Below are 26,231 nucleotides of genomic sequence, written 5' to 3' on the forward strand. Positions count from 1 at the left end.
TAGTCTAGTGGCGATAGCGAAAAGGTCACACCCGTTCCCATCCCGAACACGGAAGTTAAGCTTTTCAGCGCCGATGGTAGTTAGGGGCTGTCCCCTTGTGAGAGTAGGACGTCGCTAGGCTTACCCAATTAGGGGAAATGCAGTATTGGCCCATTGGTCAAGCGGTTAAGACACCGCCCTTTCACGGCGGTAACACGGGTTCGAATCCCGTATGGGTCACCATTTGGAGGATTAGCTCAGCTGGGAGAGCATCTGCCTTACAAGCAGAGGGTCGGCGGTTCGATCCCGTCATCCTCCATTATTTGCGGAAGTAGTTCAGTGGTAGAACACCACCTTGCCAAGGTGGGGGTCGCGGGTTCGAATCCCGTCTTCCGCTCCACTCACTTATTTTGGGGCCTTAGCTCAGCTGGGAGAGCGCCTGCCTTGCACGCAGGAGGTCAGCGGTTCGATCCCGCTAGGCTCCACCATTATTTTAATTTAAATTTATATTTTGGCGGTGTAGCTCAGCTGGCTAGAGCGTACGGTTCATACCCGTAAGGTCGTGGGTTCGACCCCCTCCGCCGCTACCAAAATATACTTTTTATCTGGAGGAATACCCAAGTCCGGCTGAAGGGATCGGTCTTGAAAACCGACAGGCGGGTCAAACCGCGCAGGGGTTCGAATCCCCTTTCCTCCTCCATTAGCTTAATAAATATTATTGTCGCGGGGTGGAGCAGTTCGGTAGCTCGTCGGGCTCATAACCCGAAGGTCGCAGGTTCAAATCCTGTCCCCGCAATATGGTCCGGTAGTTCAGTTGGTTAGAATGCCTGCCTGTCACGCAGGAGGTCGCGGGTTCGAGTCCCGTCCGGACCGCCATTTAAGTTTTGGCTCAGTAGCTCAGTCGGTAGAGCAAAGGACTGAAAATCCTTGTGTCGGCGGTTCGATTCCGTCCTGAGCCACCATTTTATATTAGAACAATCCCTATTTTCTATATGGTGGGGTAGCGAAGTGGCTAAACGCGGCGGACTGTAAATCCGCTCCCTTTGGGTTCGGCGGTTCGAATCCGTCCCCCACCACCATTCCTATAGGGGTATAGTTTAATGGTAAAACGAAGGTCTCCAAAACCTTTGATGTGGGTTCGATTCCTACTACCCCTGCCATTAATTATGGCGGTTGTGGCGAAGTGGTTAACGCATCGGATTGTGGTTCCGACATTCGTGGGTTCGATTCCCATCAGCCGCCCCATAATTGTTTTTTTGTTTAATGACTTTTTTAATTTTTTTTGAAGAAATATCTTAAGTTTAATCAATGGGCTATAGCCAAGCGGTAAGGCATCGCACTTTGACTGCGACATGCGTTGGTTCGAATCCAGCTAGCCCAGCCAAATTTTAAAAAACATCCTCGAAGCTTTGCTTCTCAGAATGGTTTTTTTAAATTTTGCGACAAAGACCGAAGGGCTTTGAAGCAATTTTTGGTCAACTGTTAAAATTTAATCGCAATTAGGCGGCATAGCCAAGTGGTAAGGCAGAGGTCTGCAAAACCTTTATCCCCGGTTCAAATCCGGGTGCTGCCTCCAAGATTTCTAATAAATATGCGGGTGTAGTTTAGTGGTAAAACCTCAGCCTTCCAAGCTGATGATGAGGGTTCGATTCCCTTCACCCGCTCCATATATTTTTATGGGCCTATAGCTCAGCTGGTTAGAGCGCACGCCTGATAAGCGTGAGGTCGGTGGTTCGAGTCCACTTAGGCCCACCATAATAAATATACTTATTGTTCCGCAGTAGCTCAGTGGTAGAGCATTCGGCTGTTAACCGAACGGTCGTAGGTTCGAATCCTACCTGCGGAGCCATTTTTTTATTTGATTTACAGCCTCCTAAGCTGTCAAATAAAATACATTTATACATATCTAAATAACAATTGATTTGAATTAATAAAACCGCTATTTTCACTAGCTTTGTGGAATAGCGGTTTTTTGTATGTTTTGAACAATATTTATCCAATCTTTTAAATGTTTACTATATAGTTAAAGATATATACAAACGTTCATAAAAAGGATTTAGATAAGGAGTTTTATTTAGTGATCTATAGACAAGACCAACAAAAGCAAATAAACAAGGTGCTTGAATATATTGAGGTAAATTTACATGAATCCCTTACGCTAGAAGTGCTTGCGAAACTCTCAACGTACTCTGTTTATCACTTTCAGAGAATATTCAAAGAGATTGTTGGGGAAACGCCTGCTGGCTATGTGAAAAGGCTTCGCTTAGAGAATGCTGCCCATTTATTGATCTATGAACAGCAGATTCCGGTTACACAAATTGCACTAATGTGTGGATTTTCTTCATTGTCATACTTCACTTACTCATTTAATAGCTACTTTAAAACAAGTCCTAAGAAATGGAGAGAAGGGGCCTATTTAGATCGCTTTCCAAGAGAATATCATGATAGCAAGAAATCTAAACTGCTTAGCAATATTCAGAAAGAAAATTTCGGGACAAGCGGCTATAATGAGTTTAAGTGGTTGGACTTAACTAAGGTTAAAACCATTGATTTTCCAATGTGCGCAACTGTAAATCGGCAGAGCATTGGTCCCTATACAAAAGGAATTCCTCATGCTTGGGATGAGGTATATCATTGGGCCAATTCCAGAGGTTTAATCAATCAGAATACGTTACTATTTGGAGTTCCCAAAAATAATCCCTATATCACTCCGCCTGATAAAAACCGTTACGATTGCCGCATTGAAATTAGTGAAAGCGAGATATGGAATCAGGATGAGGAGGTCACTTATCATTTTGAGGGTGGCAAACATGTTGTTTATGAGTTTGACGAGCCTGTAGATTATAGTGAAAGAAGCAAATTAATTGAATGTTATTCCGAGTTATATAGCTATTGGTTGCCTAGAAGTGGATACCGTTATTTAGGAAATCCAATTGAATTGGTTGAAATAAAGCCAGTAAAAGGCTCGTTAACTTTCGATTGCAAAATAAAGGCGATTGCATTGGCAATTGAACCAAAATAAAGTAGGAGAGATTTTATGTTAGTTGATTGGAATCAGTTAAATTATACAGCGATCATTGCTGGCGGCTTTTTGTATATCATATATGGAGCAATCTATTACTCAGTTTTACTTTCAGATAAAAAAGGAAGCAAAAATAGTGATATAGCAGTAAATCAGAGTAAAGGACCTGTAAAATATATTTACTCAGTTATTAGTGCATTTACTATTTCATTTTTCATGTCTATCATTGTTCACTCATTTGGGTCTAATCATTGGACGGATGGTTTAATATTTGGCTTAATCATTGGTGTACTTATTTCGATTGTGTATTTAAAAAACGCTTTGTTCGGTCTTATGTCTAAAAGATCATTCCTAATTGCTATTGGAGATCATTTAATTATTTTTTCATTGCTAGGCGCACTACATGGATTATTGAATTAAATGATCCAATCAATATAAAAACTAATAAATTCCCTGCGAAAAAAGCAAACTATGTTTGATTTTCCGCAGGGAATTTATTAGTTATTCTATGAAAAAGAAAAGATGACTCACTTAGTTTGTTAGACAAGGATAAAAATAATTCTTTGTTACGATTTACTAAAGATTTATCTAAATAAAAGGTGGATAATGAGTAATCAAGTATAACATCGATGCATGATTCCAGCTTTTTAGAGTGAATGGCTGCTTCAAGATCTCGGAAAAACACAAATTCTTTTGTTGATTCATTAATCGTAATGAATATAAACCAGCCTACGTCAAAAACAAACTTCCCGTGGTTGGAAATCGTTATAATATCCCCGTAATGAAGCTGTAAGAACCCACTCACCATATTTTCGCGTTTATTGCCATAGTATAAACACTGTACCTTAATGCTATCTTGCTCCTTAACAATAAACTCCAATTTAGGTACCCCTCCATTAACATCATCTATGTAGCCCTTAGTATCAATTCTTATTTGCAGCTTGCAGTTGATATTACTCGAAGTTTTTTAAGACAAGCAAAAAAGAATTTGGCATTTGCTAAATTGATGAAGGACATCTAATTATAATAATGATCAGCCAAACCATTTTGTTTATCAAATATAATAAATGCCTGTAAGGAATACGTTCAAAAGGAGATCCTTTGGAAAGATCAATTTTTTCAGCATACCCACAGGCATTTAATTTATCGCTAAAGTGAATTTAAGGTATAGCGTTAATTAATTAATTTTTATTACAGTTTAAATACATTACCGAATCATTGCTCTGCTTTTTCTGTTTTCTTTTCGAGCTGAAGCAGTTTCAAATAATCGCTTTTCTTCCTCTGTATAGGGGATTACTTTTGGTACTGGTATTGGTTTTCCGCTTTCATCGACAGCCACCATTGTAAGAAATGATTCAGTAGTTAAAGCCGACTGACCAGTTAATAAATTAGATGAGTAAACCTTTACATAGATCTCCATTGAAGTACGCCCTGTAGATGTAACAAATGCTTCTAAACTTAGGGCATCACCAACAGTAGCAGATGATAAAAAATCTACCGAATCAATGGAAGCAGTCACAACAATATGGTTGCAGTGTTTCATGGCTGCCAGGGCAGCGATTTCATCAATATAAGCGAGAACTTTTCCACCAAAGATTGTTTGTAAGTGATTAATATCAGGCGGGAGGACTAGTCGTGTTTGTATTGTTCTTGAGCGTTCAACTGGAAATGCAAGTTCCATAAATTAACCTCCAAACATGGATAATCTAAGTTAAGCTAATCATTTATCCTATTTAACAAGAAATCTCTCTCTTGATTGTTCAGCTGCTCTAACCATTACTTTAAGGGCTGCAATCGTTTCTTCCTCACCACGAGTTTTTAAACCACAATCAGGATTAATCCAGAAAAACTTTGGATCAAGGACTTGAAGTGCACGGTCTATATTTGTTATAAGCTCTTCAAGCTTTGGTACACGCGGGCTATGAATATCATATACACCAAGGCCAATCCCTTTGTCATACGTATTATCTTCAAATGCATGAATAAGTTCACCATGACTTCTTGAAGTTTCGATTGAAATCACATCTGCATCGAGGTCATGAATTGCATCAATTATTTCTTCAAAATCGGAGTAACACATATGTGTATGAATTTGCGTTTCATTTTTCACAACGGATGTGGAGAGTTTAAATGCATAGACTGCTGCGTTAAGATAATTCTCCCACTTTTCACGCTTTAATGGCAGCCCTTCACGAATGGCCGGTTCATCAACCTGAATCATGCGAATTCCATTTTTCTCAAGTTCTTCGATTTCTTTTCGAAGCGCAAGCGCAATTTGGTTAGCAACGCCATAACGAGAAATATCGTCGCGGACAAACGACCAGTTTAAAATAGTAATGGGACCTGTCAGCATACCTTTCACAGGCTTGTCTGTTAATGATTGGGCATAAACCGTTTCTTCAACGGTCATTGGGTCTTTAAATGATACGTCTCCGTAAATAAGAGGCGGCTTTACGCATCGTGATCCATATGATTGCACCCAGCCAAATTTCGTGAATACAAATCCGTCTAATTTTTCCCCGAAATATTCAACCATATCTGTACGTTCAAATTCTCCGTGTACAAGCACATCAATGCCCAACTCTTCCTGTATCTCAATCCACTTTTTAATTTCAGCTTGAATAAAATGCTTGTACTCTGTATTTGTGAGCTCACCTTTACGCCATTTTAAACGTTGTTTCCTTACTTCCTGTGTCTGCGGGAAGCTTCCAATGGTTGTTGTTGGCAGAAGAGGCAATTGAAAGCTCTTCTCTTGAATCCCCTGGCGTACATGAAAGGGTGCTTCACGCTCAGCCTTATAGGTATCCAAGTGTTGGCTAGCTTCTTGAACTGCTTTATTGTTTCGAAAAGAAGATTGATTTAACAGAGCAATAGATTTTGTACTTTTTAGAATGTCGTCTTGTATCGCTTCTTTTCCATCATGGATCCCTTTTGAGAGGATAACGACTTCTTGTAGCTTTTCATCCGCAAATGATAATGCATCACTTAAAATCTTATCGAGTTTTTCTTCACTTTTAACTGTCACAGGAACATGCAATAAGCTTGATGAAGGTTGGACGATTATTCGACCTTTAGAAACAAAATGTTCAATTTCTTCAAGGACTGAATATTGTTTCTCAAGGTCGGCACGCCAAATATTACGGCCGTCAATAATTCCAGCAGCAAGGACCTTATCCTTTGGGTAACCGTGCTTTTTTAAAGCTTCAAGGTTCTTCCCTTGGTCATGTACAAAATCAAACCCGATGCCATGAACAGGGAGGGAGATAGTCTCTTCATAAAATTCAATGGCTTCAAAATACGTTTGTAATATGACTTTTACATGCGGCGCTGCTTCATTCAACGCTTCATAAACATTGTAAAATAAGGACATTGTTTCTTTTGAAATAGAAGTAGAAAGGATCGGCTCATCTATTTGTACCCATTCTACGCCTTCATTTTGAAGTTCTCGTAAAATTTCAGCATAAAGCGGTACGAATTGATTAACCAGTTCCTTAAATTGACTTTCATTATATCCTTTTGCTAAAGAAACAAATGTAATAGGCCCCAAAATGACAGGCTTACCTTTGATATTCAGCTTCTGCTTAGCTTCTTTATAAAATTGAAGAGGGCGATTTTCGATAAGTACAGGCTCAGCTTCATCCAGCTCTGGAACAATATAGTGATAGTTTGTGTTAAACCATTTCGTCATTTCAGATGCCACAGCACCTTTCGTTCCACGTGCGATATGAAAATATGTTTCGAGCGATACTTTTCCTCCGCTATATTCAAAACGCTTTGGAACTAATCCAAACATGACAGCTGTATCAAGGACTTGGTCATATAAGCTAAAATCTCCAACTGGGATTAAATCAATTCCTTGATCAATCTGTTTTTGCAGGTGCTGAAGACGGATTTCTTCCATTTGCTTTAAAAACTCGTCTTTCTCTATTTGCTCTGCCCAATACTGCTCGAGGGCTTTTTTCCATTCACGATTTTCTCCAATACGTGGATAACCTAAATTCGAACTTTTTACATTACTCATCGTTTTCTACACTCCTAATTTTTAATTTTTTCTCAACAAAAAATCTCTCTTTTTAAGTAGAAAAGAGAGATTCATACGCATAGCTAACTAGAGTTGAGACAAAAGGTTTTCTCAAGCACGTATTCTTCACTCCCCTCTATATCCCCGTAGAGTACAAGCATATACAACAGGCAGGTCTCCTGACTTAGGTTCATCGCTCCTTATCCCTTCCCATTTCAGATGAAATAGTGGTTCCTGATAAGCAGCTCCCCATTACAGTGGCGGGACCGTCCCGGAATTTCACCGGTGTTCCCTTTTAAGCTGAATAAAAAAATCAAACAGCACCTGAAGCATTCGTTTATTAATTTTTTAAAAAGAATAAGAAAAGCCTCTCAAAAAGTAAGAGAGGCTTACGCTCCTTCTGAAGGAGTCCTCTCTTATTTGCCAAAGCATATGCTTTGCAGGAATTAGCACCTTTTCAATTAAATAATTGAATGGTTGCCGGGCTTCACAGGGCCAGTCCCTCCACCTCTCTGAATAAGAGTTATTAATATTTTTAAATGTTTTGAATTTAATAGCCATCTTAGCATGTTAAAGATAAGTTGTCAAATAATTTTGGAAAAACACTACAAAAGTGTGTGAGTGAAAAAGGATAGGGGAACAAGTAAATTGATCACATGAATAGTCAGCAAACTAAGTGAAATAATCATGATAATGATAATTATTTTCAATTAATTATTGACAATCATTTCCTGCTTGCTATAATTAAGACTGTTAGCGCTAGTGATAATGATTTTCACTATCATCAAAATATGCGCAAATGTAAATTTATTGGGGATAGTTATGAAAAAAAGATACCTTATAGTCATAGTCATATTACTCTCATTTCTTTCTTTATTTGTAGGAGTGAGCCATATTACACCGAGAGACTTGCTGAATCTGCAATCAGATGAAACCCAAATCTTTCTCATTAGCCGCCTGCCAAGACTAATTTCCATCCTGTTTGCAGGAGCGGGGATGAGTATAGCAGGTTTAATTATGCAGCAGCTCAGCCGGAATAAATTCGTTTCACCGACAACAGCGGGTACGCTCGATGCAACACGGCTCGGGATTTTAGTATCGATGCTGTTGTTTACAAATGCGTCTCTACTTGAAAAAATGGCGGTGGCTTTTGTATTTGCGCTTGCCGGCACGCTTTTGTTTATGCAATTGCTCGACCGAATTAAATTCAAGGACGCGATTTTTATTCCGCTTGTTGGTTTAATGTTTGGAAACATCCTGTCTTCGGTAACAACGTTTTTTGCCTATCGGGCAGATATCATCCAAAACATGTCGGCATGGCTTCAAGGTGATTTTTCCATGATTATGAAGGGGCGATATGAGCTTTTATACATAACGATTCCATTGTTAGTAGTGGCCTATTTATTTGCGAATCGCTTTACAGTTGCAGGTATGGGGGAGGACTTTTCCAAAAACTTAGGTTTATCTTATAAACGGATTGTTAATTTTGGGCTCATACTTGTCGCACTTATTACTGTTACGGTCGTTCTAACTGTCGGAATGATTCCATTTCTCGGCTTAATTATCCCGAATATCATATCAATTTTTAAAGGTGATCATCTGCAAAAGACATTGCCTCATACAGCATTACTTGGGGCATCATTTTTGCTTGCCTGTGACATATTGGGACGAGTGATTATTTTCCCTTATGAAATTTCGATTAGCCTGATGGTCGGAGTCTTTGGCAGCGGAATCTTCCTCTATTTACTTTTTAGGAGGAAGGCCTATGCGTAATTCAATCAAGATGATCATCCTTGTTGTCATAGCTATTTTGTTTAGCAGCATTTATTTGTTTCACGGTTTGAATGGCAGCTTTGATTATGCCTTGCCGCGAAGAGGAATTAAAGTCATTGCCATGATTTTAACAGGTGTATCCATTGCCTATGCAACGGTCGTTTTTCAAACGATTTCGCATAACCGAATATTAACACCAAGTATTATGGGGTTAGATTCTCTGTATTTACTTATTCAAACAGTCATTATTTTCTTTTTAGGCTCGGGGCATGTGCTGGTCGTCAATCGGCAATATAATTTCTTTTTAGCTGTAGTGGCAATGATTGTTTTTGCCTTATTACTGTATCAGCTGTTATTTAAAAATGGAAAGCGGCCGATTTACTTCCTCTTGCTTGTTGGGATTATTGTAGGAACATTTTTTTTAAGTATTTCTACCTTCCTTCAGGTGTTGATTGATCCAAATGAGTTTATGAGAGTACAAGATCGGATGTTTGCTAGCTTTAATAATGTAAATGCTGATTTAGTATGGATTGCATTAGCTATTATCGTAATTGCTATTGCAATAGGCTGGCGATCTATGAACTATTTAGATGTTCTCTCGCTTGGCAGAGACCATGCTATTAATTTAGGAGTTCCGTACGATCTTATAGTGAAGCGGATGCTTGTTCTGGTAGCCATCTTAATATCAGTTGCAACTGCACTAGTCGGACCGATCACGTTTTTTGGTTTAATCGTAGCCAATTTATCGTACCAGTTTTTCAAAACCTACCGGCACACCACGCTTATTAGCGGAGCAATGGTGATGAGCATAATTGCACTTGTCGGGGGTCAGTGGGTTGTCGAGAGGGTTTTTACCTTCTCGACGACGTTAAGTGTCATCATTAACTTTTTCGGTGGCGTGTACTTCATTTATTTATTGCTAAAGGAGAGTCGATCAAAGTGATTCAAGTTCGTGCTCTGTCCAAATTTTATGGGAAAAAATCAGTCGTTGAAAATGTGACAGTGGAAATTCATCCAGGCCAAATTACGTCCTTTATTGGACCAAACGGAGCTGGAAAATCTACGCTGTTATCGATGGTGAGCCGGTTAATCGAAGCGGATACAGGTGAAGTGCTTATTGAGAACAAGCAAGCGAAGAAAATGAAATCCAATGATTTTTCGAAGCGTGTATCCATTCTAAAACAATCCAACTATATGAATGTACGCTTAACCATCCGCGAACTCGTGTCATTTGGAAGGTTCCCTTATACAAAAGGACATTTAAATGAAGCAGATGAGAAAATGGTGGATCAAGCGATTGAATATATGGGTTTAACAGATATGCAGCATAGTTTTCTTGATGAATTATCGGGAGGGCAGCGCCAACGTGCCTTTATTGCGATGGTCATTGCTCAGGATACAGACTATATTTTGCTGGACGAACCGCTGAATAATTTAGATATGAAGCACTCCGTACAAATCATGAAAATTTTGCGCCGTCTTGTAGATGAACTTGGAAAAACAGTGGTCATCGTGCTGCACGATATTAATTTCGCTTCTGTTTATTCAGATCGCATTGTTGCATTAAAGAATGGTAGAGTCGTAAAAAATGGACCGACAAATGAAATCATTCAGTCGGATTCATTAAAGGAAATTTATGATATGGATATTCCCATCAAAAATATTAATAATTGCCGAATTTGCGTATATTTTAATTCATAGAAAAGGAGATTAATCATCATGAAAAAGTGGTCATTCATTACATTACTATTTACACTTCTTCTTGTTTTTGCAGCGTGCGGATCAAAGGAAGTAGCTAAGGAAGAAGAAGATACAAGTACTGGAAACGATCAGCAAGTTGAAGAAACAACAGAAATTAAAATTAAGCATGACCTTGATGAGCAAGAAGTAGTTTTAGATAAAACGCCTGAAAAAGTAGTTGTTTTTGATTTTGGTATTTTGGATACATTAGATGAATTAGGTATTCCAGTCGCTGGTTTGCCACAAGCAAACATCCCACCTTATTTAAATAAATATGCTGGATCTGAATACACAAACGTAGGAAGCTTAAAGGAGCCGGATTTTGAGGCAATCCATGCACTAAAGCCAGATGTTATTTTTATCTCTGGACGTCAAGCTGATATGTATGACGAATTCAAAAAAATTGCACCAACAATTTATGTAGGAATCGATTACACAAATTATATGGAATCCTTCACACATAATATGGATGTGATTGCACAAGTCTTTGGTAAAGAAGAACAAATGAAAACAGAATTAGAAGAAGTGAATAAGGCAATTAATGAAATCAAAGAAAAAACAGCAAGCTCTGATGCAAAAACATTAGTGATCATGGGGAATGAAGGAAAAGTAAGTGCTTATGGATCAGGATCACGTTTCGGTATTATCCATGACGTATTTGGCTATAAACCTGCTGATGAAAATATTGAAGAATCAATACACGGGCAAAGCATTTCATTTGAATTCATTGCTGAAACAAACCCAGACATTATGTTCGTTATCGACCGGGATGCTGCATTTGACAGCAATGCAAGCGTGAAGGATGCTGTTGAAAACGAGCTTGTACAAAAAACAAATGCATTTAAAGATGGTAAAATCTTTTACTTTAATGGCGGCCCATGGTACTTATCTGGTGGCGGACTGCAGTCAATGAAGCTGATGGTTGAAGATGCGAAAGCAGGGGTGCAGTAATGTTTTATCAAATTAAGCGAATGATTGTTAAGGAAGGTTTTTCTGATACAATTGTGGAACGCTTTAAAGGTGAGGGTCTCATTGAGAAGCAGCCAGGCTTTGTTGATCTTCAAGTTTTAGTAAAAAAAGTTCGCCGTGGGGATGAGGAAGTATTAGTCCTTGTAAGATGGGAATCAGAAGAGGATTGGAAGAACTGGGAGAAGAGTCCTGAGCATATTTCGGGACATAGAGCGAAGGCTGGAAAGCCAAAACCGGATTATGTTATAGAGTCGAGCCAGAATGTGTATAGTATGGTAGTTAGTAAGTAATAAAAAAATGAGGCAGGCCAAATAAACAGGCTTGCCTCATTTTTTATAGACAAATATAGTTTTTATTTTAATATATCCGCTACTTTCGAGCAGATATCCGCCAGTTTTTTAATATATCCGCCACTTTCAAGTAGATATCCGCCAGCCTTTGAATATATCCGCTACTTTCAAGTAAATATGCCACTCTTTCGGACTAAGTTTGAATTCACCCTTTCCTCATTCCAAAAAATAACATAAAGTTAGGGTAAATATGTTCCCAAGGAGAAATGTAGATGAATAAACTGATAGATACGCTGCAAAAGAAAAGAGTCAAGGTAACGAACATCCCGAAATGGGGGACGTACTTACGGAATCAATGGGAAGAACATTTTGCTAGTCATCTTAGTGAGGAAGGGAAAAATAATATTCATTTACACGATAATAGGTTTAGCTGTGGCTTTTTATGGCATGTTTTTAGCTATGAAACAAAGGTGTGCATGATAGAGGAGCAGGCAAATGAAGCATTTAATCAGGTTCAGAAGAAGGCATGTTATGTTTTTTATCAGCATTCAAATGATGCTCTAATCGTTGAAAACTTATCTAGGATTAATGCAGAAGACTTTGAAGATGAAGGGGATGTCTATGTGGTGGATAAGGAATTTGCCTGGACTTATGTGAATACTCATGAAAAGGGTTTGTGTGGACCTTATTTTTCATGGAAAGAAGGTAGGAATACTACCAGCTAATGTATTTATGTGCGATTTGTATTATAAGTTAAGAGAGGGATCGTATGCGGCTATTTATTCGAAAAATGAGCGAGGATCGTGCAGTACAAATACTAAACTGGAAATACAAAGTCCCTTATGATTTTTATAATAATGAATCTATTAAGGAATTACTTGAAAACTCTTATTCTGTTGTTATCGACGAAAATGATCAATTAATCGGATTTTTTTGTGTTGGTCATTCTGCCCAAGTGCCTTCCGGAATCCAATACGGTGCCTATACTGAGAAATGTATTGATATCGGACTTGGCATGAAGCCTGAATTAACTGGGCAAGGTTTGGGATTTGCGTTTTTTTCATTTATTCTAAAGCATGTTCAAAATGTATATAAATTAGTTCCACTTCGCTTAACAGTGGCGAAGTTTAACGAGAGAGCTATTCGCCTTTATGAAAAAATGGGTTTTGAGAAGAAAATGGAATTTAGTAATGGAGCTACTGTATTTATGACGATGGTAAATCCAATTACAGTTCCAAAAGTTCACCGCCATTAATAAAGACTACTTTAAAAGTATCCAAAATTTTTTAATATAAAAAGAGTGCGACTCAACTTAATAATTTTTGAGTCACACTCTTTTTAGCGAATTACCACAGTCACCATTATCATGAGATATATACTCGTTACAAATAAGCAACTAAAAAGAAAAGATATAAAAATCGATGCTTTTTTGAAAACCGATAATACAATTAACCCCATAAATAAGATGGAAAGAAAAAAGAACCATACTGTATTTAAGTTCACAAAAAAGCCAATTGTACTACCAGAATCGATTATGCCATTGTGAAATAGATGGAATAAAGGTGATATTGCATCACTCGTTAAATAATTCCCATGAGGTGGTGATTGTTGCGAAAAAACAGCGGTAATTGTAAAAATTGTAAATAAAATAATGCCTTCTACACGAATCCAAGGGATCGGATTGAATGTAACATCTTTTGATAGTTTATATTTTACAAAAAAACCATTCACTAATGCATAAAAAACAAGTGGAAGTAGGAATAAATGTTTCATTAATAACCCTTGTCCATATGAAACCATCCACGAATCAATATACCCAGCGACCATTACATCCATCAATAATGCACCACTAATAACTGTAGCAACTAAACAGCCAATAGCGACACTTGAAAACCAGCTTAAAAATTCAAGCCAATTTTTATGATTGAGCGAACACCAGCCAATAACGAGTAAAATCCCAACCCAAATACTTACAGCTGCTAAATGAAGAAAGTCGCTGATAAGTCCTAAAATTGGTTCAATAACACTTGCATGGCTTGACCAAGCAACTGTTAATATTAATCCAAATGTTAGTAATGCTCCTAAAATAGCGAAAATGCTCTTTTCAGTAGATTTCGCCAAGGCAATTAATAGTATTAACACACTGGAACCGAGGAGGGTAAAATCCCATGCAGTCCCAATTGTATAGGTTGTTAAAACAATTTTTAACGATTCAAAAAAACCTAAACGTGGAGCAATATATAACGTAATATCAAGTACAGGAATAAATGCGAAAACAGGTAGCATAATGGCGCTAATAAGTAATAAGCGCTTTGGAATGTTTATATCAGGACGAAATTTGCTTGGGACTAGTAGAAGAATAAAACTTCCTACTAAGACTGAAAAGCATAAATATAAAAGTGCCTGACTAATAATAACTAATATTTCCATTTTTTATTTCTTTCTTTTAGTAAGTAAGAAGAAACCACCTGCTACAATGATAACTAAAAGAACAATAAGAATAACTGTCATAGAAGATGAAGATGATTCTTTCTGTACTTCATCCACTGAAGCTACTTTTTCTTGATCTTCCGCTGATTGCTTTGGTGATTCTGTTGTTTCTGACGGTTTCTCTGTTCCTTCTTCCACAGATTCAGGAACTGGCGCATTTACAGTAAATGAGAATTCACCTTCTATTGGATGACCGTCTGCACTAATAATACTCCAATTTACTTGATATTCGTCATTTGGAAGTGGTTCAGCAACAGTACCTGTTAATGTGCCCTCACCAATAGTAATTTCTTGTAATTGAATCTCTTTCCCCTCTGTCGTTTTTACATCTATATAGCTACCTTGTTCAATTTTACCATCAAATTCAAGAACAATTTCTTTTAATGGCTCCGTTACAATGTCACCATCTGCTGGATTCGATCCTTCTAAATGAGAGTGAGCAAATGCACTGGTAGAGATAGACAATGCTAGTAAAACAGCTACTGCGGCTGCGGTAAAAATTCGTTTCAAAATAACTCCTCCTAAACTTCCCACTATAATATAAAATAAATATTACTATTCATTTTCATCAATTAGTTTATAAAAAAAATGTGAATTTTGTATGAAGTAACTTTTATAAAATAAAAGAAATATAATAATACCCAACTACAATTAAAGTGTTAGCAGTATCTACATTATGGCGGAGAGGCAGAATTTTTATTCTTGGATTGAGAGCGAAAGTTCTATGCAATATCTACGTACACAAATATTATTTTCGTAGGAGTTCTATAATGATTCGTTTACCAAGTAATTTCGTCAAAACGATTAAAGAAGTACATAAGGAAAAAGGGGAAAATTGGTTAAATAATTTTCAAGAGCTTATTCATTGGTGTGAGGAGAGGTGGCAATTAAAAATTATGCCCCCGTTCGATTTGTCCTATAATTTTGTGGCGCCTGCCATTCGAAACGATGGGTTGGAAGCAGTGGTAAAGCTTGCGGTTCCAAATGATGAATTTCTTTCTGAAGCGGAGGCTCTTGCTCTATTTAATGGCAATGGAATGGTTAAGGTAATAGATGTGGACAAGGAAATGGGAATCCTCATTCTTGAACGATTAAAACCTGGAACTACGCTTGCCTCTCTTGAAAATTACGAGGAAGCGGCCTTAATTGCTTCAAATATCATGAAAAAGCTATGGAGACCAGCACCCAAATCTGTTTATATTCCTCATTCAAAAGAAAGAGGAATAAGTTTGGGCAAAATTTTTGCGGAACATCCTGAAGGGCTGGGACCAATCACGAAAGAAATGCTGCAAGAAGCGACTGAGATCTTTCAGCGGTTGTTTAAAAATGCAGATCAGTCTTTTCTGCTCCATGGCGATTTACACCATTACAATATTCTAATGTCTAGCAGTAGTTCTTGGCTGGCTATTGATCCAAAAGGGTTAATTGGAGATAGGGAATACGATGTAATTCAATTTTTACTAAACAAACTGCCAGATGATCAGATCAGTAAATAGAAAAACGGATTGATATCTTTGTTGAGGTATTGGGCTTGGATAAAAATCGAATTCTATTATATGGTTTTGCCCATGCTGTTCTTGCTACATGCTGGTCTTTTCAGGAAAGTGGAACATATGATGAGGGGTTCTATCAAGCGATTCATGTGTTTAAGGATTTAAGAAGGAAATGGGAGATTGGCTGACAAACTCTAAATACCTAAGAGTAATTATTCTTACAAAGCCAACTGTGACTTAAAGCATAAGTTTGCACATTGGCAGACTTATGCTTTAAAAATATATTTGAGTTCATAAAACGAAATTGCATTAGGAAATGCACTCATGTACTTATGTGAAATCACTAAATATAGATTTGGTTCTTCACTTGACTACCAATTGTCCCATTTTTTATCAATGATTCCTATTTCTTTTAATAGACTGTTGATAAGGGAATCATTTTCAGCCTTTAAAGCATCTTCTGTACAAGCAGAATGAGACTTATAGGAATCTCTTCAGGCAATATGATCTTAGCATCTATTATTTCCGGTGTTTTATTGTTTGATTGACTTGTATTGGCAGTACAAGCTGAGATCACAAGCAAAATAGAAATCATAACTATACTTGATAATATTTTATTCATTAGGCTAATGATTCCTCCGGTTTTTAATTAAGCCATGCTTTTAATGGTTTTATTCTCGGGAACACAAAACGATCAAGTAAGAACATCATAATTATAGAAATGCCTACTAATGGCATAATCATTCCCATTATCAACATGATAAAGAATACGGTTCTTGTAATCTTTTTATCTTTTGATTTAGCTGGTGCACCTAACTTTCCTTCTGGTTTTCGTTTACGCCACATAATGAATGAGCTAATGACGATTCCGATTAGTCCTAGGCAAACGATAAGACCTAAAATTTGATTGGCTATACCAAATAAACGTCCTTCATGAAGAGCAATTCCAGCTTCAATTAATTTTGCGGTTATTCCAAAGTCTTTAAAGCGAACATTACTCAGAATAGCTCCACTGTATTGATCGATATGCAAAGTGGCTAAATCGGCAGGTGTTTGGTCATGAGAAATCGTATAAACTCCCTTTTCCCCATCGGGCATTGAAATCGTATATGGTTTTTTAATGTTTTCTTTTTCGGCGATATAAACGATGTCCTCTAAAGATAAGGGTAAATAGGTAGCTGCTGTAGAATCAGGTACTGGCAAATTCTTATTTGCCCACGGAATGTCTTGAGCGATATCTTTTGTTAATGTAACAGATTCTGGTTTTTCAGCCCAGCTGTATGCAAAAGGTGGAGTGCCTGTATTCGTTGCAGTGGCAAGCCGATTGATCTGTTCTCCTAAAACACCTGACCATGGAAGGCCTGTTGCAATTAAAATAAATATAAATAATGATAGCCAAAAGGCAGGTACAGCATGCATATCACGCCAAAAAGTTTTCCCCTTTGCATTAAAACGAGGTAAAATCGTTCCCCAAATGGAAGCTTTATTTCGCGGCCACCAAATATAAAGACCAGTCAATAGTAAAATAGCACCCCAACAGGCAGCCAACTCAACTATCCGATTAGCAACCGTACCTCCAACAATTAATTCACTGTGGAGCTTTTTGGAAATTTCTATAAATTTTTCTTCATTTTTTAAAGAACCAGTAATTTCACCTGAATAAGGATTTATGAATACGGAGGACATTTGTCCGTTATCTATCAAACCAATTTCAGTTGTTCTTGAAGGATCATCATAAGTTTTATATGAGGTAATTGTCCCTTCTGGATAGTTCTCTTTTATTTTTTCTACTTGTGCTGAAGGTGATAGGGTAGATGAACCAGCTTCTTGAACATAATATAAATCCTTATAAAGCATTGATTCAATTTGTGGTTTGAATAAATAGACGGCTCCGCTAAATGCTAGAATGATTAGAAAAGGTGAAAATATGAGTCCAGCATAAAAGTGCCATCTCCACACGGTTTGATAAAGTGAAGCCTTCACGCGTTTTTCAGACCTTTTTTGTTGATTAGGAATTACATTTTCTACTTTGACTGCTTCCATGTTGTGGTCTCCTCGTTATTGCAGAATTTTTTGATTTACAATATTGACACAATGATTATATTTGCAAAATATGTAGAAAGTATGAAGTTTTTTTGTAAAAAAAATAGTGTATTATTCATTTACATTTATGTGATTCAAATTATTGATCCCATATGTAATGGATAATTTTGTACGAGAAGACCGAGGAATAGTAATGGGTGGTTTAAGTGTTGATGCCAAATTAGTTATAAACAAGAGAAAACGCACCTTAAAGGCACGTTTATACTTTTAATTCATTATGAGCAATTTGTGAATTTTCAATTTGAATCGTTGTGTGTATGATTTTGAATTTATCTCTAATGATATTTATTGCTTCTTGTAGAATCTCTTGACTATTTCTATTGTCTTCAATTAAAACATGGCAGCTTAGAGAATCTAATCCAGAGGTGATGGTCCATATATGGAGGTCGTGTACATCAATGACTCCATCAATTTCGCCTAGAACCGCTTTTACTTCATCCTGATTAATCGTAAGAGGTGTGCCTTCCATTAAAATATGAACGGAATGTTTTATGATTCCCCAAGCGCTTTTTAAAATTAATAAAGAGACTAATACCGAAATGATTGGGTCTGCTATATACCAATCGAATATGAGCATTAATACACCGGCTATAATTGCCCCAACAGATCCTAATGCATCCCCAAGCACGTGTAAATAGGCGCTCCGCAAGTTAACATTATTCTTCACGTCGCCTTTCCGCATTAATGACCAAGCACTAATTAAATTAGCAAGCAACCCAATTGAAGCAATGAATATCATTGTTCCACTTGCAACAGATGGCGGTTCGAAAAAGCGGCGGTATGCTTCCCAAACGATAAATCCTGCTATTACAAACAAGGTAACACCATTAAATAATGCTGCTAATATTTCAAAGCGATAATAGCCATAGCTTTTATTAGGGGATGGTGGTCTTGAAGCGAACCAAATGGCAACTAAACTTAAAATTAAGGAACTAGTGTCGCTGAGCATATGTCCTGAATCGGATAATAATGCTAAACTATTCGTCATTAATCCCCCAAAGAATTCTAAAAACATTATTCCAGTGGTAATTAGTAAAGCAGTAATTAACCCTTTTTTATTCCCTTCTCTTGTTTCTTCAAAATGATTATGGCTGTGTGAGTGACCGTGATGATCGTGTCCATGATGATTATGTCCCATAATTCTGCCTCCCTACTCACATTCAACATGAGATAACACTTGATTTAATATCGTAATGACGTGTTCATCATCATATGTGTAATAATATGTGTTCCCTTCACGTCTATAAAGGTGTCAAAGAGATATCAGTCAGTAATATTGTTTACTTAATGTTTATAGTAATTTACCTTCTTTTAATATTAGATTTACAATTTTCTTATAAAGTAAGCATTGTTAGTAGAAAATATGATTTGGAGGTCTTTCAATGTTAAAAAAGAAACTATTAAAAAAGGTCCTTCCGGTTGCAGTTCTTTCAACTGTAGCGATGGGAAGTTTGTTTGGAACAGTAGGTAATCCAAGTGCACTTGCAAAAGAAGAGAAAAACAGCAATGCTGATATTAAAAATGTAATTTTCCTAATTGGTGACGGAATGGGTGTTTCTTATACTTCTGCTTATCGTTACTTCAAAGATGATCATTCTACACCTATTGTTGAACAAACGGAGTTCGACAAATATCTTGTTGGTCAGCAAATGACATATCCAGAAGATCCAGAACAAAACATTACAGATTCAGCTTCAGCAGCTACTGCCATGTCAGCAGGTGTAAAAACATATAATGCAGCGATTGCTGTTGATAACGACAAGACGAAAGTAAAAACAGTATTAGAAGCAGCAAAAGAAAAGGGCAAAGCTACAGGACTAGTTGCTACATCTGAAATTACGCACGCAACTCCTGCTGCATTTGGTGCTCATAATGAAAATCGTAAAAATATGAATGCGATTGCTGATGATTATTATAACGAGTTAATTAATGGGAAACATAAAATTGACGTTCTTCTTGGCGGTGGAAAATCGAATTTTGAACGTCCGGATGTAAATCTTGCTGAAGCCTTCAAAAAGGATGGATTCAGTTATGTAACAAACAAAGACCAACTATTAAATGATAAAAACGACCAAGTTCTAGGTCTATTTGCTACTGGCGGGCTTCCAAAAATGATTGACCGCACAGAAGAAATTCCATCGCTTGAAGAAATGACAACATCAGCAATCGACCGTTTAAACAAGAATAAAGATGGTTTCTTCTTAATGGTAGAAGGAAGCCAAATTGACTGGGCTGGCCATGATAATGATATTGTTGGTGCAATGAGCGAAATGGAAGACTTCGAAAAAGCATTTAAAGCAGCAATTGAGTTTGCGAAAAAGGACAAGCACACGCTAGTTGTTGCTACTGCTGACCATTCAACAGGCGGATTCTCTATTGGTGCTAATGGGATTTATAATTGGTTCAGTGAGCCAATCAAAGCTGCCAAACGTACGCCTGCCTTTATGGCGGATGAAATTGCCAAAGGTGCAGATGTTGAGCAAACCTTAAAGAACTATATTGATCAAAATCTTTTACCATTGACTGATGCTGAAATCCAATCTGTTAAAAATGCTGGCAAAAAAGCAAGTGATATCACTAACGCAATCAAAACAGTATTTAATAACCGTTCTTATACAGGCTGGACAACTGGCGGACATACTGGTGAAGACGTGCCAGTATATGCATTCGGACCATCTAAAGAGCGCTTTGCAGGTCAAGTAGATAACACAGACCATGCAAAAATCATTTTTGATATTTTAAGTAAAGGTAAAAATAATTAATAGTCGTATAGGATGAATATGTTTATAAGGTCCCGTTGCTTTCAAAAAGTAGCGGGTACTTTTTTAAAGCCTAAAAATAGGAGGATTTCATTGAAAAAATTATTCTCTCTCTTTCTATTAATAGCGCTTGCTGGTTGTTCAGCAAGCAACACTACAGTATCTCAAGATGTAGAAAAAATAACAGAAAAATCTGCTCTAGAAGTAAACAAGGATGTATATGTACCGAGCCCACATATAACGGATGACCTTAATTTTGTAAACGTAGGAGAAACAATATCTGATTCAAAAGGCGAGCTCACCTTAAAAGAATACAAGAAAGTGAATATGGACATTCAAGTCGGACCCGCCAATCTGACCATAAAAGATATAAAAGTGATGCATTTTGTCCCGGATTTTGGCATGATCGACTTTTTCCACGATTATACACATGATGAAGAATTTGATTTTGTAAAGGTTGGAGTGGAGGTCAAAAATACATCAACCGACGAAATAAAATTCAATCCAATTGCTTATCTTAAAATGAACAGTGGAGAACACAAAACTTGGGAAGATGATATTTATCTTGAAGAATTACTAGGAAAGATGGAGCCGAATGAGGTTAAAAAAGGCAATCTAGGTTTTATTCTAGAAGACACAGATGAAATAACATGGGTTGAGCTGTTAACAAGCGATGTCGTAAATAAAAAAGATGAAAGCATTGAAAAAGCAAAAAATATTAAACTCGATTTTTAATGGAAACGGTTTGACTTTAATTAGATATTGTAAAAATTGCCAAAAGTCACTTGAAGAAAGTGGCTTTTTGTTTTAAGCATTTTTTAACCTAGATCAATAAAATGCAAGTTGCAATAAGGTTTTGAAATTAGGGAGGTAGAGGCTAGGGAGAATATTTTGCTTAACCAATAGTTGGGAATCTTTATTTATTTCACTTCTCTATAAAAAAATCTTTTTAAAGTTGTCGACATGTTTTAGTATATACTAATAATAGAAAATACTTAATAAGGAACAAATGAATGAAAAAAAAATATGTTTGGCTCACAGCAGCTATTGTATATTGTATGGCTATTTTTATCACTACCGCTTCTCCTGTTTCGACTGGCGGAAATACGCTAATGATCCTAGCGGAGCTTCTCCATCTTTCGGAAGAACAGGCAAGAATAGCCAATCTCGTATTTAGGAAGCTTGTGCATCTGTCGGCCTTTGGGCTACTTGCTATATTGTTTTATAATAGCTTCGAAAAACGCCGATTTTTGCAAGCATGGCTGTACACAACGCTATATGCAGCATCCGATGAAATTCACCAGGCTTTTCTCCCTGATCGGACAGGTTCGATTGTGGATGTGGGGATTGATTCCGTTGGTGCGCTGATTGCTTTGGTGATAGTAAAAATGGCAGTCTCTAGACGGAGAAAGCCAAATAAAGTACTTAACAAATGAATACGCTTATGCAAAGATATCTGTTTTGATAGACTTAAAAACTGCCTTAAATGGTTTTACCTTGAAGGCGGCTTCTGACAAAAAAAGCTTATAGATAAAGTCCTTTTCGGAACGAGTCTATAAGCTTTTATAAATTTATTTTCTATTAACCTTCAACACTTTCCTTCTCATAAACCGGCACCCAGCCTTCTTCTGTTACGAAAATACGGACTGCGACTACTTTTCTGTCATCAGCAAGTGTGAAGTAATGGCGAATATACTCTGGAACGGAGATCAAATCGCCGGGGTTTAAATGCACCTCAAAAAATCGCTCGTCTTTCCCTTGGATGACGAATACTCCGTGGCCGCTTGCGATAAAGCGAACCTCGTCATCTGTATGATGGTGTTCTCTTTGGAAGTTTTTCAAAAGCTCGTCAAGATTAGGTGTTGTATCTGATAAAGAAATAACGTCAGCAGTTTTATAGCCGCGGCGTGCAGAAATATCGCCGATTTCCACTTTAAAAGTACTTAAAATCTCTGCTTTTTCTTCAGCGCTTAAATTGTATTTTTCACGAAGGTTTTCCGGCAGTTTATTAATATCCCATTGCTCATAAATAACTTCCTGTTGCTCTAAAAATGCTGCAACCTTGCTTTGTTCTTCAATTACTTCATTTGTCCCTTGGATCGTGATTGTTGCCATTAGAATCTCCCTTTCTTATTTAAAATTTGCTTTCGCGTTGATTAATGCTAATTGATATTGAAATAAAAACTCACAAGCTTCTAATAGTTTCTTCGCTTCAAAGCCATCTTTTCCCCAGACAGTAATACCGTGGTTTCGTATAAGGACGGCTCCTTTATCGGCTTGAATATGTTCCCCGAATTCTTCTGCTAAAGCGGGAATATGTGCATGGTTATGTATAATTGGGATCGTAAGCTCGGCATCCTCTTCCCAAAGATCAAATGCTTTAATTAATTCTTGATACTGAAAGGTTACTTTCCCATCTACACCGTAAAGCTCGGAGATGACATTATTGGCTACCGTATGAACATGAAGGCAGCAGCCTGCTGCGGTTTTTTGAAAAACAGCGCAGTGCAGCAAGGTTTCTGCAGATGGCCTCAGCTGTGTTTCTTCAACCGCTTTGCCATCCCGATCGACAAGGAGGAAGTCTTCCGAAGTTCTTTTTCTTTTATCCTTCCCGCTTGCTGTTACCAGAAACCGCAGTGGCTCACAGCTAACCTTAATGGCCAGATTACCGCTCGTTCCCATAAACCAGTCTCTTGCTGCCAGTTCATCCTTAATGTCCGCTAGCTCATTCCATTTGGATACGAGTGCACTCATACTTTCACATCCAATCGAGATTCAATCACTTGAATACAATCTTGAAAACGTTCAAAAGGCTCATAAGGGATATTCAATTCCTTGCATTTTTCGATCAGGAAATCCCTTGCAATGACAACATCCGCCAGTTTTGCCGCTTCAAGATCAGTTATAGAATCGCCAATAACGATGCTTGTATTTTCCTCAGATGCGAGCTGGCGAATGATGGACGGCTTACAGCAGCCACAGCCTTTGTTCGAACAGTCATGATCACATTCATATGGGAAAATAATGCGGATATTTTCACCGGAAAAATCTGCTTCATTGCAATAGATTTTTTCAAACGGTCCGAAAGGTTCTAAGACAGGATGGACGAAAAAGTCGATTCCGCCGCTCACGATATATAGCGGAATGTTTGCTTCTCTAGTAAACTGGACAAATTCGGCGAACCCTTCCCGTATCACGGCATCCTTTAGCACGAAAGAAATGATTTCATCCTTTTTGGACGAAGGAAGAAGGGAGAATAGCTTGCCGACGCCTTCTTGAATAGACACCTTTTGCCCTAAAATATCATCTTTAATTGCGTTCCATTCTGGCGGGGCGAATTTTTTCATGATGTTTATGATGTTATCTTTATTCGTGATGGTACCGTCAAAGTCGCAAAAAATAACTGGATTTTTCATTTCGAACCTCCCCATAAATCGAGGGCTATTTTTAATTCCGGATGTTCTTCAGTAGCCTCCGCTAACTTCTTTCCCGACAGGACTGCATCAACCGCTTGCCTAAATGCTTTCCCTCCGCCTGCTGCCCCATTCGGGTGACCGTGAACGCCGCCGCCTGCATTGATCACACAATCGGTTCCATAATCCTCTATTAGAAGAGGGACGAGCCCAGGATGAATGCCGGCAGATGGGACTGGAAACGCCCTTTTTACTGAGGCTTCCTCGGTCAGTTTTTCACCAATGGCTAATGCAGCATCTTTTTCAAGCGCTACACTGCCATACGGGGAAGGGAATAGAGAAAAGTCAGCGCCAGCATAACGTGTTAATTTTCCAAGCGCGAGCGGACTGGCTACACCATAAAAAGCAGAGGAGGTGAAAGCGCCGCTAAAAGCTGGATGCGCCATGAGCGGTAGCTGAACATCTTGATCTTCCGCAAGCTCCTGCAGGACATCAAGCCCATATGTGTGTACATTAAACAATAAAGCATCAGCACCGAGCTCACGGGCTTTTTTGGCTTTATCTTTTAATTCCGAAGTTCGGCCCGTGAGGTTGACGGCATACAGGGTACGATGCCCTGTTTCTTCATACACCTGCTGCAATACTTCTTTGCCCCTTACGATTCTTTGTTCAAATGGCGTAAGCGGATTTTCAAATAGGATTTCATCATCCTTCACAAGATCGACTCCGCCAAGTGCTTGCTCTCTTAGCTGAGCAGTCAAATAATCTATATCTCTGCCGATGACTCCTTTAAAAATGCTCATTGTGAGTGGGCGGTCATGAACGTTTAATTTATTTCGAATTCCTTCGATCCCAAAACGTGGTCCAGGGAAATGGCTTAATAATTCCGAATCAAACTCTAAGTCTAGTAATTTCACTTCACCATCTAAGGACAGCTTGCCGAAAACAGTTGTTAAAATCGCTGGAATATCAGCGGAAAAATTAGCGCTAGGATAAGCAATCTTTACTTTAGCTAAAACGTCATTTTGCCTAAATGGATGGCGCGAGTCGAATAATTCCTCGACTGAGATGACACGTCCTTTATGCTTTTTCAACTGCTCTTGTTCAAGAAGCGGTAAATCTGTCCAAGAGCCAATGGTTAACCCGAGAGCAATACCCTCTGCTTTTTTTTCAAATGTTCCTGGCTTTCCGAATAACTGATAGGTAGCGATGATTTCACTCATGTCTTCATCCTCCAAAAATTATCTAAAAGTGTGTGTTCAAAAAGGAGGACAAAAATAGCGGAGAAGCAAGCTGACGCCGAAATTCGACAGCTATTTTTCCCGGACTTTTTGAACAACCTCTAAAAATAAAAAACCTCTTCAAATAAGAAGAGGTTGGTCGATTAACGTCTTCTTATCTCTCAGCTTGAAAGCTGCAAGAATTAGCACCGTGTCAATAATTTGATCGGTTGCCGGGCTTCATAGGGCTCGTCCCTCCACCTGCTCTTAATAAGAAAAAATATATTTAATTGATTTACAATTTCGAAAGTAACTATTTTTTATTATTGCATTGCTAAATTATTCTGTCAATAGATTACTATTTTTTTAGTGGATGATAGCAAGACAATAAAATAAATTTAGAAAAAGGTGGTTGACACTTTCAAAAACGGGTGCTAACATTCAACTCAAGCAAACCAAAGTGAATATTTTTAATACTCTTATCATGAGCAGGCAGAGGGATTTGGCCCGATGAAGCCCAGCAACCGACTGTAATACCGTTGTGAAACGGGGCGCTATATGCGCCGGGATTTTTCCCGTAAGGCACGGTGCTAATTCCAACGGATTGGAAACTTTCCGAGAGATGAGAGGCAGAGATTTGTATTCTAATGCCTCTTTCGTGATGAAAGAGGCTTTTTTATTTGAAAAGCGGAAGCTAGATGATTCCCGAATTTGAAAGGTTCTATACTTTTTAATAACAGACATTTCAAGCGCATTTGTAGCCAAAATGTCCGTTATCGAGGTTGTAACGGACACATCAAGTGTATTTGTAAGCTCAAATGTCCTTTATCGAGGCTATAACGGACACATCAAGTGTATATGTAAGCCCAAATGTCCTTTATTGGAGCTATAACGGACATCTCAAGCGTTTTTGAAAGCCAAAATGTCCGTTATCACGACTAAAATAACAAAAAGGGTGA

Annotated in this window: 25 protein-coding genes, 17 tRNA genes, 1 rRNA gene and 4 riboswitches; of the genes, 32 read left to right on the forward strand and 11 right to left on the reverse strand. The window is 37.9% G+C overall.

Annotated features, from left to right (window positions below; translation table 11 throughout):
- The first annotated feature begins 3 nt into the window (after positions 1–3).
- From rrf to F7731_RS25395, 20 genes are all read left to right on the forward strand, one after another.
- Positions 4–120: ribosomal RNA gene (gene rrf / locus F7731_RS25300) — 5S ribosomal RNA — on the forward strand.
- 27 nt (positions 121–147) lie between these two features.
- Positions 148–222, forward strand: a tRNA-Glu gene (locus F7731_RS25305).
- 3 nt (positions 223–225) lie between these two features.
- A tRNA-Val gene (locus tag F7731_RS25310) sits at positions 226–298 on the forward strand.
- 6 nt (positions 299–304) lie between these two features.
- Positions 305–379: transfer RNA gene (locus tag F7731_RS25315), tRNA-Gly, on the forward strand.
- Positions 380–391: 12 nt separating this feature from the next.
- A tRNA-Ala gene (locus tag F7731_RS25320) sits at positions 392–467 on the forward strand.
- A 25-nt stretch (positions 468–492) separates the two neighbouring features.
- A tRNA-Met gene (locus F7731_RS25325) sits at positions 493–569 on the forward strand.
- A 17-nt stretch (positions 570–586) separates the two neighbouring features.
- Positions 587–679 (forward strand) — tRNA-Ser (locus F7731_RS25330).
- 22 nt (positions 680–701) lie between these two features.
- Positions 702–775, forward strand: a tRNA-Met gene (locus F7731_RS25335).
- A 3-nt stretch (positions 776–778) separates the two neighbouring features.
- Positions 779–855: transfer RNA gene (locus tag F7731_RS25340), tRNA-Asp, on the forward strand.
- 10 nt (positions 856–865) lie between these two features.
- Positions 866–941, forward strand: a tRNA-Phe gene (locus tag F7731_RS25345).
- Positions 942–973: 32 nt separating this feature from the next.
- Positions 974–1,058, forward strand: a tRNA-Tyr gene (locus F7731_RS25350).
- A gap of 7 nt (positions 1,059–1,065) precedes the next feature.
- Positions 1,066–1,139, forward strand: a tRNA-Trp gene (locus tag F7731_RS25355).
- A gap of 9 nt (positions 1,140–1,148) precedes the next feature.
- Positions 1,149–1,224: transfer RNA gene (locus F7731_RS25360), tRNA-His, on the forward strand.
- A gap of 64 nt (positions 1,225–1,288) precedes the next feature.
- Positions 1,289–1,363: transfer RNA gene (locus F7731_RS25365), tRNA-Gln, on the forward strand.
- A gap of 118 nt (positions 1,364–1,481) precedes the next feature.
- Positions 1,482–1,555 (forward strand) — tRNA-Cys (locus F7731_RS25370).
- A 17-nt stretch (positions 1,556–1,572) separates the two neighbouring features.
- A tRNA-Gly gene (locus F7731_RS25375) sits at positions 1,573–1,646 on the forward strand.
- 11 nt (positions 1,647–1,657) lie between these two features.
- A tRNA-Ile gene (locus tag F7731_RS25380) sits at positions 1,658–1,734 on the forward strand.
- A gap of 19 nt (positions 1,735–1,753) precedes the next feature.
- Positions 1,754–1,828: transfer RNA gene (locus tag F7731_RS25385), tRNA-Asn, on the forward strand.
- Positions 1,829–2,056: 228 nt separating this feature from the next.
- Positions 2,057–3,001, forward strand: a complete 945-nt coding sequence (locus tag F7731_RS25390; protein WP_246197452.1) for an AraC family transcriptional regulator — start codon at positions 2,057–2,059, stop codon at positions 2,999–3,001.
- Between the two features lie 15 nt (positions 3,002–3,016).
- Positions 3,017–3,421, forward strand: coding sequence for a DUF1761 domain-containing protein (locus tag F7731_RS25395; RefSeq protein ID WP_151537550.1), 405 nt, complete (start codon positions 3,017–3,019; stop codon positions 3,419–3,421).
- Positions 3,422–3,470: 49 nt separating this feature from the next.
- Here the strand turns inward: F7731_RS25395 and F7731_RS25400 are convergent, their stop codons facing one another.
- From F7731_RS25400 to metE, 3 genes are all read right to left on the reverse strand, one after another.
- Complete coding sequence (locus tag F7731_RS25400; RefSeq protein ID WP_151537551.1) at positions 3,471–3,881, reverse strand: hypothetical protein; 411 nt, start codon at positions 3,879–3,881, stop codon at positions 3,471–3,473.
- Between the two features lie 327 nt (positions 3,882–4,208).
- Positions 4,209–4,682, reverse strand: a complete 474-nt coding sequence (locus F7731_RS25405) for an acyl-CoA thioesterase (RefSeq protein WP_151537552.1) — start codon at positions 4,680–4,682, stop codon at positions 4,209–4,211.
- A 48-nt stretch (positions 4,683–4,730) separates the two neighbouring features.
- Positions 4,731–7,022, reverse strand: a complete 2,292-nt coding sequence (gene metE, locus F7731_RS25410; RefSeq protein ID WP_151537553.1) for a 5-methyltetrahydropteroyltriglutamate--homocysteine S-methyltransferase — start codon at positions 7,020–7,022, stop codon at positions 4,731–4,733.
- 152 nt (positions 7,023–7,174) lie between these two features.
- A riboswitch (cobalamin riboswitch) is annotated at positions 7,175–7,365 on the reverse strand.
- 70 nt (positions 7,366–7,435) lie between these two features.
- Positions 7,436–7,545: riboswitch (SAM riboswitch) on the reverse strand.
- Positions 7,546–7,844: 299 nt separating this feature from the next.
- Here metE and F7731_RS25415 point away from each other — a divergent pair.
- From F7731_RS25415 to F7731_RS25445, 7 genes are all read left to right on the forward strand, one after another.
- Positions 7,845–8,795 carry an ABC transporter permease gene (locus F7731_RS25415; protein ID WP_151537554.1) on the forward strand — a complete coding sequence of 317 codons (951 nt, stop codon included), beginning with the start codon at positions 7,845–7,847 and terminating at the stop codon, positions 8,793–8,795.
- Positions 8,788–9,738, forward strand: coding sequence for an iron chelate uptake ABC transporter family permease subunit (locus F7731_RS25420; RefSeq protein ID WP_151537555.1), 951 nt, complete (start codon positions 8,788–8,790; stop codon positions 9,736–9,738). Before F7731_RS25415 ends, F7731_RS25420 begins: the two co-directional genes overlap by 8 nt.
- Positions 9,735–10,496, forward strand: a complete 762-nt coding sequence (locus tag F7731_RS25425) for an iron ABC transporter ATP-binding protein (protein ID WP_151537556.1) — start codon at positions 9,735–9,737, stop codon at positions 10,494–10,496. Before F7731_RS25420 ends, F7731_RS25425 begins: the two co-directional genes overlap by 4 nt.
- An 18-nt stretch (positions 10,497–10,514) precedes the next feature.
- A complete protein-coding gene (locus tag F7731_RS25430) occupies positions 10,515–11,486 on the forward strand; it encodes a siderophore ABC transporter substrate-binding protein (RefSeq protein WP_151537557.1) in 972 nt (323 codons plus the stop codon).
- Positions 11,486–11,794: an antibiotic biosynthesis monooxygenase family protein gene (locus F7731_RS25435; protein ID WP_151537558.1), complete on the forward strand. Its 309-nt coding sequence runs from the start codon at positions 11,486–11,488 to the stop codon at positions 11,792–11,794. The genes F7731_RS25430 and F7731_RS25435 overlap by 1 nt, the downstream gene beginning before the upstream one ends.
- Before the next feature lie 272 nt (positions 11,795–12,066).
- Positions 12,067–12,519 (forward strand): DUF4275 family protein, encoded by a 453-nt coding sequence (locus F7731_RS25440; protein WP_151537559.1) that lies wholly within the window; start codon positions 12,067–12,069, stop codon positions 12,517–12,519.
- A gap of 44 nt (positions 12,520–12,563) precedes the next feature.
- Positions 12,564–13,049 (forward strand): GNAT family N-acetyltransferase, encoded by a 486-nt coding sequence (locus F7731_RS25445; protein ID WP_151537560.1) that lies wholly within the window; start codon positions 12,564–12,566, stop codon positions 13,047–13,049.
- Between the two features lie 83 nt (positions 13,050–13,132).
- Here F7731_RS25445 and F7731_RS25450 read toward each other — a convergent pair whose 3' ends face one another.
- Positions 13,133–14,224 carry a copper resistance D family protein gene (locus tag F7731_RS25450; RefSeq protein WP_151537561.1) on the reverse strand — a complete coding sequence of 364 codons (1,092 nt, stop codon included), beginning with the start codon at positions 14,222–14,224 and terminating at the stop codon, positions 13,133–13,135.
- A gap of 3 nt (positions 14,225–14,227) precedes the next feature.
- The gene (locus tag F7731_RS25455; protein ID WP_170289803.1) at positions 14,228–14,794 is read right to left on the reverse strand and encodes a copper resistance CopC family protein; all 567 of its coding nucleotides are present in this window, start codon (positions 14,792–14,794) and stop codon (positions 14,228–14,230) included.
- Between the two features lie 260 nt (positions 14,795–15,054).
- Here F7731_RS25455 and F7731_RS25460 point away from each other — a divergent pair, with 260 nt between their 5' ends.
- Both F7731_RS25460 and F7731_RS26680 read left to right on the forward strand, forming a co-directional pair.
- Entirely contained in the window at positions 15,055–15,780 is a 726-nt protein-coding gene (locus F7731_RS25460; protein ID WP_151537563.1) for an aminoglycoside phosphotransferase family protein, read from the forward strand.
- A gap of 35 nt (positions 15,781–15,815) precedes the next feature.
- A complete protein-coding gene (locus tag F7731_RS26680) occupies positions 15,816–15,965 on the forward strand; it encodes a hypothetical protein (protein ID WP_170289804.1) in 150 nt (49 codons plus the stop codon).
- A 457-nt stretch (positions 15,966–16,422) separates the two neighbouring features.
- On the opposite strand, the gene F7731_RS25465 is transcribed toward F7731_RS26680, so the two are convergent.
- Complete coding sequence (locus F7731_RS25465) at positions 16,423–17,820, reverse strand: PepSY-associated TM helix domain-containing protein (protein ID WP_151537564.1); 1,398 nt, start codon at positions 17,818–17,820, stop codon at positions 16,423–16,425.
- Positions 17,821–18,079: 259 nt separating this feature from the next.
- The gene (locus tag F7731_RS25470) at positions 18,080–19,018 is read right to left on the reverse strand and encodes a cation diffusion facilitator family transporter (RefSeq protein ID WP_151537565.1); all 939 of its coding nucleotides are present in this window, start codon (positions 19,016–19,018) and stop codon (positions 18,080–18,082) included.
- A gap of 244 nt (positions 19,019–19,262) precedes the next feature.
- On the opposite strand from F7731_RS25470, the gene F7731_RS25480 reads away from it, so the two are divergent.
- From F7731_RS25480 to F7731_RS25490, 3 genes are all read left to right on the forward strand, one after another.
- Complete coding sequence (locus F7731_RS25480) at positions 19,263–20,642, forward strand: alkaline phosphatase (protein ID WP_151537566.1); 1,380 nt, start codon at positions 19,263–19,265, stop codon at positions 20,640–20,642.
- Between the two features lie 90 nt (positions 20,643–20,732).
- Positions 20,733–21,374, forward strand: coding sequence for a DUF4352 domain-containing protein (locus F7731_RS25485; RefSeq protein ID WP_151537567.1), 642 nt, complete (start codon positions 20,733–20,735; stop codon positions 21,372–21,374).
- Between the two features lie 278 nt (positions 21,375–21,652).
- A complete protein-coding gene (locus F7731_RS25490; RefSeq protein ID WP_151537568.1) occupies positions 21,653–22,075 on the forward strand; it encodes a VanZ family protein in 423 nt (140 codons plus the stop codon).
- A gap of 145 nt (positions 22,076–22,220) precedes the next feature.
- Here the strand turns inward: F7731_RS25490 and F7731_RS25495 are convergent, their stop codons facing one another.
- From F7731_RS25495 to mtnW, 4 genes are read right to left on the reverse strand one after another with little or no spacing between them, the layout of a single operon-like run.
- Positions 22,221–22,754, reverse strand: a complete 534-nt coding sequence (locus tag F7731_RS25495) for a cupin domain-containing protein (protein WP_151537569.1) — start codon at positions 22,752–22,754, stop codon at positions 22,221–22,223.
- A 15-nt stretch (positions 22,755–22,769) separates the two neighbouring features.
- Positions 22,770–23,393, reverse strand: a complete 624-nt coding sequence (locus F7731_RS25500) for a methylthioribulose 1-phosphate dehydratase (protein WP_151537570.1) — start codon at positions 23,391–23,393, stop codon at positions 22,770–22,772.
- Complete coding sequence (locus tag F7731_RS25505) at positions 23,390–24,055, reverse strand: 2-hydroxy-3-keto-5-methylthiopentenyl-1-phosphate phosphatase (RefSeq protein ID WP_151537571.1); 666 nt, start codon at positions 24,053–24,055, stop codon at positions 23,390–23,392. Before F7731_RS25505 ends, F7731_RS25500 begins: the two co-directional genes overlap by 4 nt.
- Complete coding sequence (gene mtnW / locus F7731_RS25510; protein WP_151537572.1) at positions 24,052–25,275, reverse strand: 2,3-diketo-5-methylthiopentyl-1-phosphate enolase; 1,224 nt, start codon at positions 25,273–25,275, stop codon at positions 24,052–24,054. The genes F7731_RS25505 and mtnW overlap by 4 nt, the downstream gene beginning before the upstream one ends.
- 169 nt (positions 25,276–25,444) lie before the next feature.
- Positions 25,445–25,549: riboswitch (SAM riboswitch) on the reverse strand.
- Positions 25,550–25,748: 199 nt separating this feature from the next.
- Positions 25,749–25,901: riboswitch (SAM riboswitch) on the forward strand.
- Positions 25,902–26,231: the final 330 nt, after the last annotated feature.

The organism is Cytobacillus depressus (assembly GCF_008923245.1).
In the GTDB taxonomy this organism is placed as follows: Bacteria; Bacillota; Bacilli; order Bacillales; family Cytobacillaceae; genus Cytobacillus; species Cytobacillus depressus.